Source organism: Rahnella perminowiae, assembly GCF_019049755.1.
Taxonomy (GTDB): Bacteria; Pseudomonadota; Gammaproteobacteria; order Enterobacterales; family Enterobacteriaceae; genus Rahnella; species Rahnella perminowiae.
Genome location: NZ_JAFMOS010000400.1, coordinates 1 through 7762, shown reverse-complemented (window position 1 = coordinate 7762; position 7762 = coordinate 1). Strand labels below are relative to the sequence as shown.

The window sequence follows — 7762 nt, the reverse complement described above, 5'->3', positions numbered from 1 at the left end:
ATATACAGACCGAATTATTACTTTCTCAGGACTTTAAAGTGCACTGTAAATATCCATTCTAAGAGAGTGGATAATCATCAAAATCTGTTTCGTACATATAGTTCATTCCTGAATGCTTCGCTTGGTTAGGGAGTTGCAAACTAAAAGGCGTGGAGTCAGAGGCGTGTCTGCGCAATGTGATGGCCACTATCGCGGCTCACCCATGAATTAAGATCATAGATCTCCTACTGCGGAAACTCAACATCCCTCCTGAATAACAGCCAATACGGTGCTGGGTAGCCACTTTCAGCTCATAGAGGGGAATGTTAAAGTAGCTGCTGAAACGTTTCAAATTACCATGGCATGCACTATTAACCGCGAATTTCCATCAACGCGAGTTGCATCCAGAAAAGAGTTATTTCTTCCCTGATAGGGTGACAAGATTTCTGAAATTGCTGAGAATCAACGAAGCAGCTACTTCATTATCGAGGCCATGAAGTTCTGCAATTCCACGAACTGTCCGGTTAACATCCGTTGGTCGTATTGAGACAGCATTATTCAGTATGAAAGGACCATCGGTTTCGGTTAATAACCTGTTCAAAGGGAGGCTGGTGATGAGCTTTCGATGCTTTACTGACCTGAACATCTCCTCATTTATCGAAAAATAACAACCAAGCTCGGCAGCTCGCCTTGCTTCAGAAATAGTGCCCGTGAACCAGTGAAGAATAGCCTGCCCGTTTTCGAGCAGTCGACTTTTTTCTAAATGACTCAAAACTTTGGCCGCAGCACGTATGCTGTGGATGCTTAGGATTTTATTTCCCTGCTCCGTACAGGCATACAAAATATGGGAGAAAACCCTCTCTTGAGCTTCAAAACTTCTATAGAACCTTGGTCCTGCATCAAGGCCAATTTCGCCGACGTAACGCGTGGCAGGGAGATAGCGCTCAAGTAGCACCACTTCCTGCTCGCGCTCTGCAACCAGCTGAGGATGCAGCCCAAGTCCTATACGTACAAAGGGTGAATGCTCCGCCAACTCACAATTCCTCTGCCAGGCTTTGGGCGTTGTCGTCACTGCTAATGTGGCCACGCGCGCTCTGTCACATTCGGCAATGATCTCTTTATGATCGGGGTAAAGATCCAGATGGCAGTGAAAGTCAACCCACAGTGGGGAGACTTTCTTCTGAGCATTACTCATGATAACGGACTCGTAATAACGCCATTGAGTAGGCGTCCCACCTCTTGCATTCCTCTGGTATAGACACCCTCATAATCGATGATTTTAGCGGGATTATCACTGAGCGGTCCGGGTTTATGTATGTCGAATTTCGCGCGTCCCGGGTTATCCGCCAGCTTCGCCAGTATGAACTGGAAGGCACGAACATGTTCTCCCTCAGCCTTATTGCTGTCTAAAACCTGCGCTCTGAGATCTCGTATACGGTAAGGTGTGCTGTCGATACCAAATGCGTTAAACAGAGACGCGCGCCTTATCAGGCAAGGCACACACCGGCCACAGTGTTTGGGTTTACGTTCATTTTCGTCTGGGTCCCAGCGGCGGCTTTGTGGAGATGAGCATGACATAGTACCCGCTGCATGTTGCCTCAGAAAATTCAGATCCCGACAATTTGCAACCATCTCACCTTTTGTCGCGAACGCGTAAGGGTTAACCAGATGGGCGGTAATGCCTAGGTTATGCAAAAGATCATTATATCGAGCCATATAGTACGGATGCGTCGTACGTGTACTTAACGCCCCAACGCGCAGTGGATCAAGCGGAACATTAAGCGATATGAGTCCATTCTCCGGCACATTGATTACAGTCTCGCCACCTACAGCATCAGCGGCCATTGCCGCGAGCGAGAAGAATAGAAACGAACGACCGCGTAATGTGTTTTCGCCCTCATCGTCCTCAACGGTGCCAATAGGAAAACCAACACGCGCTCTGACGTGTGCAAAGGGCTGTTCGAAATGCCTCTGCAGGCGAACCGCACAGTCGCTCTGATATTGACTGGTAACAGAATCCCAGTAATGGCTGATGAAAAGCGGAGAGTGTCCTGCAGAAAGCAGATCAACAGCGCCAATAAAGCTATCGAGACCACCCGAGAATAAACAAACAGATGTAGGTTCAACTGTGCGATCATAGGGCGATTCACTAATGAGCTCTACCTGTAACTCAGGTCGCGCGTGAAACTGCAGAGTCCAGCGATCACCTGTAAGGAAATTTAGGAGCTTGCTAAGAAGTCCTGCCTGTGTCGTCCACAGCGCAGGATCAGCCATAGGGACATGCAATGCAATCTCCCGTGTCCACCTGTCCTGCGCATTCTGTTCACGCGAAATTCGTGTGTCCGCCGCGGTGACAGTCAACGCCAGCAGCGCTAGGTCGAAAGAATTATCAGATGGCGTTAATCCAATTTCAGCAAGCCCTTCCAGCGCCTGACCGAGGCCATAATCTAGCCGGCCGTTATCTTTCAGGAAATTGATCTCAGTCGTATGTGTTTGCAGACGATTGAGCACCGGCTGAAACGTATCCGAAGCCCCTAGTCTCGCGATTATTGTGTGATGGCTCATTCCGATCTCTCTCCTTCACTGGCTATCAATTCAAATGCATATTCATAGATTCTCTCAACCTTTTCCTCAACTGCGACTCCAGAGAGTCCGCCAATATCCCTTATTTCGTCTTGCAACTGAGTACGGGTCGCCGTATCTACAAAATCATGCAGAGTCGCCTGAATGTCACTGATAGCCTGGATGTCATCGGGCAGCTTGATGGCGTTGTGCCCGATGTCAGCCATGACCCTGCCTTCGATTGAATGCACCACGAACCCAATGAATACTTCCTGAAGTTGCTCGAATGTTAACGCATTGAAACTCTCCAAGCCGCTCTCCGACATGTCGCCGATGGTGTCTAGCATTGCCTGTCTTGCGATGCCTTCATCGACAGATCCCCCTGGTGGGCAGAGAAACTCAATCAAAGAGACGAAAACGGTAGTAGCTGGTTGGTCAGACAAATTATTCAGATTGAAGCGCTGTAGTGCCTGCGCAGCCCCACCTTGCTGGAAATCACCGAGGATACTGAGCAATCCCCCTGCGACGGCACGTGACGATCCCATCCGTCGGCTTGCTCTTCCTGCTCCACCAGTACCATTTCGTACATAGTTTGCAATGGCCTTTCCAAGTGCGCTGCGGCTCCCGGAGCGCGCATAGCGCGTGAAATCACCTTTAGGCGAGCTGAGCGGACCGCTACCACTCGAGTCTGGAGGTGCTACTGGGGCTGAGGAGGCTTCATCCTGGGGCTGGTCGTCAGCCGGGGAGGCGGAAGGTAGAGGTAGCGTAGGTTCTGGCGGATTGTCTACAAAATCTGGAACCAAACCTGTTGCTGGCCCACCATAAGCTTTAGAAGTCCCCATTTATTTTTTTATCCCTGGCATATTAAGTAATCCTTTTGTCACGTTGCTCAAAGGAATGTTCTCCTGCTGTTCAACCCAATCATTCATTATTGCCCGAAAGTCCCTTTCAAATGAAGGATCTACAAAACATTGCATAAAACCGGGAAGCCACGCGCCGCCTGTTTTAGGTACCTGAATACGCCGAATAAATTCTAGAAGCTTACGCTGCGTCTGGGGTAAAATCTTCACGACGAACTGAAGTCCATCAACGCCATCGGGTTTTTTAACGAAACTATCTTGCTGAAGGATACGTTCGACCAGAGTGTCAAATACTTCGTCCACCTCCGGGGGGCCGAGTTTTTCGAGATCGTCTTTCACCGCACTAACTGCGAGCTTAGGTCCCATAAGTTTTTCTATTAGCGCAGCTAGATGGCTCGCTATTTGCGAAATGGAGAAGGAACTCTGCTTATCGCGTGTCACAAATACGTAAGGACGCAGGTCCACACCCGCAAGCTTCGGCTCAATTCTAGCCCAACCAACAGCCCATTCATTTCTCAACCACTCGGCTAGAACAGCATCCTTATTTTCATTATCTTTTTCAGTGGGCGGCTCCATGTGAGGGATTTCTGTCTTTCCGTCTCTGAGATGCTCCTCGAACTCAGCCAGCACGTCAGGTTTGCCGTCTTTATGATTGCTAGTATGGCGAACGATCTGCTCGTAAAAGGTGGGATAAAAGCGCTCAGCAAGCATTACCTTGGCCAGAACAGGGCGCTTGATGTCTTCACCAAACCCACGCTCATCTGCAATAGCTTGTCGTAACATCATAGAATTCAAGAATCGTTTTATCTGTCGTGGATTACCACGGGTTCCCTTGCTCAGCAGAGGGGTAACATGAGCGCTGATTTGCAGAGCCTGCTCTACATCTGGCGGAATATTCCCCTCCATCACCGCGTTGACTACATCCCAGTCCAGCCCACGACTGGTCCAGGGACGTTTCATCTCCTCGCGTGCTTTATCAAGCAGTCGTACAAAAGACTTGTGCTGCGTGCCGAGCGCATTTTCAGTAAGTAACAGCGTGGTATAGATTCTTGTTTCAGCACTACCTAGCGCCGGGATACGGAAAGGAACCTGAATTAATTTTTCCAGATAATTTCGAGCGTAAGTTAGAGGGCCTGTGCTTTGCGGTAGATCAGGAAAATGTTCGCGCACTGCATATTCAATCATCGCTTCATCTGCACCTATCACAAATGCTGTGTTTTCAACGAATAAAAATAGTCGAATCGCCTCGAGAGTAGCGATTGCCGTTTTAGGTAGGCACCGATCAAGATCGTCTACAATAACAACAAGCTTATCGACTTTAGCAGCAATAAGAAGCTCTTTAAATTCCTGACGGAAAGCATGTATATGTTTAGGAAGGGATTCATTCTCGCCATCAGCTTCCTTAATAAATTCACCGGCCTTACTGGCAAAATCTCTGATATCATCTGCTGATATATGGTCTTGTGGTGAACTCAATAGATTGGTGGCGAAATCATAAATACCTTTGAACTGTTCGGCCGTAGGAACACCTGTAAAAGCGGTGAATGCGAGTCCGCCAGCTTTCCTAGCGATTTTGAACCAATCAACTCTGCGCAGCACTTTCTTCGCTGCATCAGCTACTTTAGTACAACCGGGGCGAGCCCGAATGAGCTCTTCAACAAGGGTTTCGATTATAACTGTCTTAGCATCTTCGAACCCTTCGAACGTCCAGCCGTTGAACCAAAGGCAGAGTGTTTTCTCGTCACCAGCGTAAGATGCCTCAAGCATTTTCAGAACGCTTGATTTACCTGCCCCCCAGTCTCCATGAACACCTATAGTGATCGGGACATTGGATGTCTGATCGATGAGCCTGACCACTGTTTTGGCGATCGCTTCGTAATACAACAGGTCCGTTGCTGTTTCCTGATCGTTCAAAAACATGCATTATCTCCTAGGTTCATACCATCGGCTCTCAAGACGTATCTCCTACCAGCTCCTGCCAACTGCAATCGAAAAAGCAATAGTCAATCTCTTGATCCCAAACACTATACTTAACCTTAAGATTTATCCTAAACTCTGACTGAAACATATGGAAGCATTTAGTTTCATAAAACTAACCCAACGTTTGAGCAAACCTGAACGACAAGAAAACCGTTTCTGCACCGATAAAGCTGAGGAAGTTGCACACAAAAGGAAGCTTGTTACTATCCCGGTACTGTTCTTGCCAACATATCCTTAACTGGTAAGACAGCCTTATTTTGATGGGTAGATAGCAATGCTTGTGTGAGAGGATTAGCTATGTCCTTGCAAGGGCCATGTTGGGCCAAAAAATTGGAGGGTATGGTTCGTTATCTGAGCATTTAAGTTGATGTTGCCCTAAAAATAACTGAATTGATTCAAGTGTAAGCTTGTCAGGTTGCAACAGTAGCCCAATGTATGCCAAAAGCAGACTTCGCATCATTCTGAGTTAATCAATGAGAGCAGGTCAGAATGACAGTTCAAGTCTGAACTAATATCGTTAAATTCAAATCCCAAATCCCAAATCCCAAATCCCAAATCCCAAATCCCAAATCCCAAATCCCAAATCCCTTTCACCGCTGCGGAGCAAGGGGGGCTACATCTGGTTATGTAGAGACTGATCCTTTTCTCCTGTGTGCTTTTCATTCCTCGTATCTGCTTCCGGTTAATCGTTTCCCAACACAACCCGTCCCGCAAGGGTAAATAGCACGCATGCTGCGCCCTTGCGGGATGGAACGATGCCGGGAAAGCGAACCGTCAGGCGATACGAAGACGAAAATCACACCACTGACGGAGAAAAAACCATGACTATTTCCCTGCATACCCAGACTAGCGCCCCTAACACCGCAACGGAGACCAGCGTATCCCCGCTGGAGCAGTCAGGCTCCTCAAAAACGAAATTTTCCAGAACCAAAACCGATATTTATCAGACAGTCACTGACAGCATCATTTCTGCCCTTGAAACAGGCGTTAAGCCGTGGTCCTGCCCGTGGCAGCGCGTACCAGGCATGTCAGGATTACCTTCAAACTACGCGACTGGTGCTGCTTACAGTGGAATGAATATCATATTGCTATGGTGCAGTGCCTCAAAACAGGGATTCAGTGATTCGCGCTGGATGACCTACAAGCAGGCAAAAGCGGAAGGCGGGCAGGTGCGCAAGGGAGAACACGGCACTACCGCCATTTTCTATACCACGCTGGAAAAGGAAAATGACGACGGAGAAACTGACTATATCCCAATGATGAAGACGTTCACCGTGTTTAATGTTGAGCAAATTGATGGTTTGCCTCTGAGTGACGAAGCCGTTTGTGCGGCAGAGACCTTTGAGCCGTTACCGCGTGCGGAAGCGCTTTTCCGTAACAGTGGTGCAACCATCATTGAGAAGGGACAAAACGCCTTTTTTGCACCGTCAACCGATGAAATCCGTTTACCGGAACGTTGTCTTTTTACCGATGCTGCCAATTTCTACGCCACCGGCCTGCATGAACTAATTCACTGGAGCGGGGCAAAAAGTTGGCTGAACCGTGAAATGAAAGGGACGTTTGGCAGTGAGGGGTATGCGTTTGAGGAGTTGATCGCCGAACTGGGAAGCGCGTTCCTGATGGCGGATCTGGGGATCGTTGGAGAGGTGCAGCATGAAAGCTATATCGCTTCCTGGCTGAAAGCACTGAAGAACGACAAGCGCTATATTTTCAAGGCCGCCAGCGCGTCATCCAAAGCGCATCGTTATTTGATGGATAAGCTTTGAGCGGGAATGCACTGCAAAGGAGTGGGGCTTTGCGTGTAGGGGTCTTTTAAAACAGTAACGCTGTAGGGACATGAGTGAGGCGGAGCGCAGACAGGGCGAGCACCGAACAGTCATGTTCCTGCAGTGGAATTAAAACAACCCCAAGAAGGGATTTATGTGTAGTTACTCCATGTGATTAATTGTATAAGCTCATATCGCTGTACAGCTTTCTCGTACAGTACACAACTAAATATGACAGTCAGTTAAGAGCCAGGAGTCGACGTTGGCGAAGAAAAGAATGTTCAAGCCCAGCAATCATGCTAATCGCCGTAAAAAAACATTTTCGCGGCTTTATTCCTCGGTTCTGGCTCCTTACTCCCATCTCAGAGTGCTATCTTCATAATGTTGTAATGGTGAAGTTCATGAGGCTGATTCTTTTGTTACAGATCCCATTTATTCCCTTCCACAGATAGCCTGAATTCAATAGGTTCTCCGCAAATGTGTACAGCTGGAGCACCAGGTTCATTCCATCGAAATAGATTAAGATGCCAGCCGCCCGGTATTAATCTTGAGCAATCAATAAGGCCATCAGCACCGTATCTACGAGCAAGGTCAGAGTTTTTCCATGATGGAGGT

Annotated in this window: 5 protein-coding genes and 1 pseudogene; 1 reads left to right on the top strand and 5 read right to left on the bottom strand. The window is 48.1% G+C overall.

Features of this window, described 5'->3' with window-relative positions:
• Positions 1-394: 394 nt before the first annotated feature.
• Genes qatD through qatA form a run of 4 tightly spaced genes read right to left on the bottom strand, consistent with a single transcriptional unit; the run spans position 395 to position 5321 of the window.
• Complete coding sequence (gene qatD, locus J1785_RS05515) at positions 395-1174, bottom strand: Qat anti-phage system TatD family nuclease QatD (RefSeq protein WP_217218979.1); 780 nt, start codon at positions 1172-1174, stop codon at positions 395-397.
• Positions 1171-2544: a Qat anti-phage system QueC-like protein QatC gene (gene qatC / locus J1785_RS05510; RefSeq protein ID WP_217218978.1), complete on the bottom strand. Its 1374-nt coding sequence runs from the start codon at positions 2542-2544 to the stop codon at positions 1171-1173. Before qatC ends, qatD begins: the two co-directional genes overlap by 4 nt.
• The gene (qatB, locus tag J1785_RS26930; RefSeq protein ID WP_338020337.1) at positions 2541-3383 is read right to left on the bottom strand and encodes a Qat anti-phage system associated protein QatB; all 843 of its coding nucleotides are present in this window, start codon (positions 3381-3383) and stop codon (positions 2541-2543) included. The genes qatC and qatB overlap by 4 nt, the downstream gene beginning before the upstream one ends.
• Positions 3384-5321, bottom strand: a complete 1938-nt coding sequence (gene qatA / locus J1785_RS05500) for a Qat anti-phage system ATPase QatA (protein ID WP_217159179.1) — start codon at positions 5319-5321, stop codon at positions 3384-3386.
• 881 nt (positions 5322-6202) lie between these two features.
• On the opposite strand from qatA, the gene J1785_RS05495 reads away from it, so the two are divergent.
• A complete protein-coding gene (locus J1785_RS05495) occupies positions 6203-7147 on the top strand; it encodes an ArdC family protein (protein ID WP_217218980.1) in 945 nt (314 codons plus the stop codon).
• 419 nt (positions 7148-7566) lie between these two features.
• Here the strand turns inward: J1785_RS05495 and J1785_RS05490 are convergent.
• Positions 7567-7762, bottom strand: a pseudogene (locus J1785_RS05490) (RES family NAD+ phosphorylase); the annotation flags it as partial.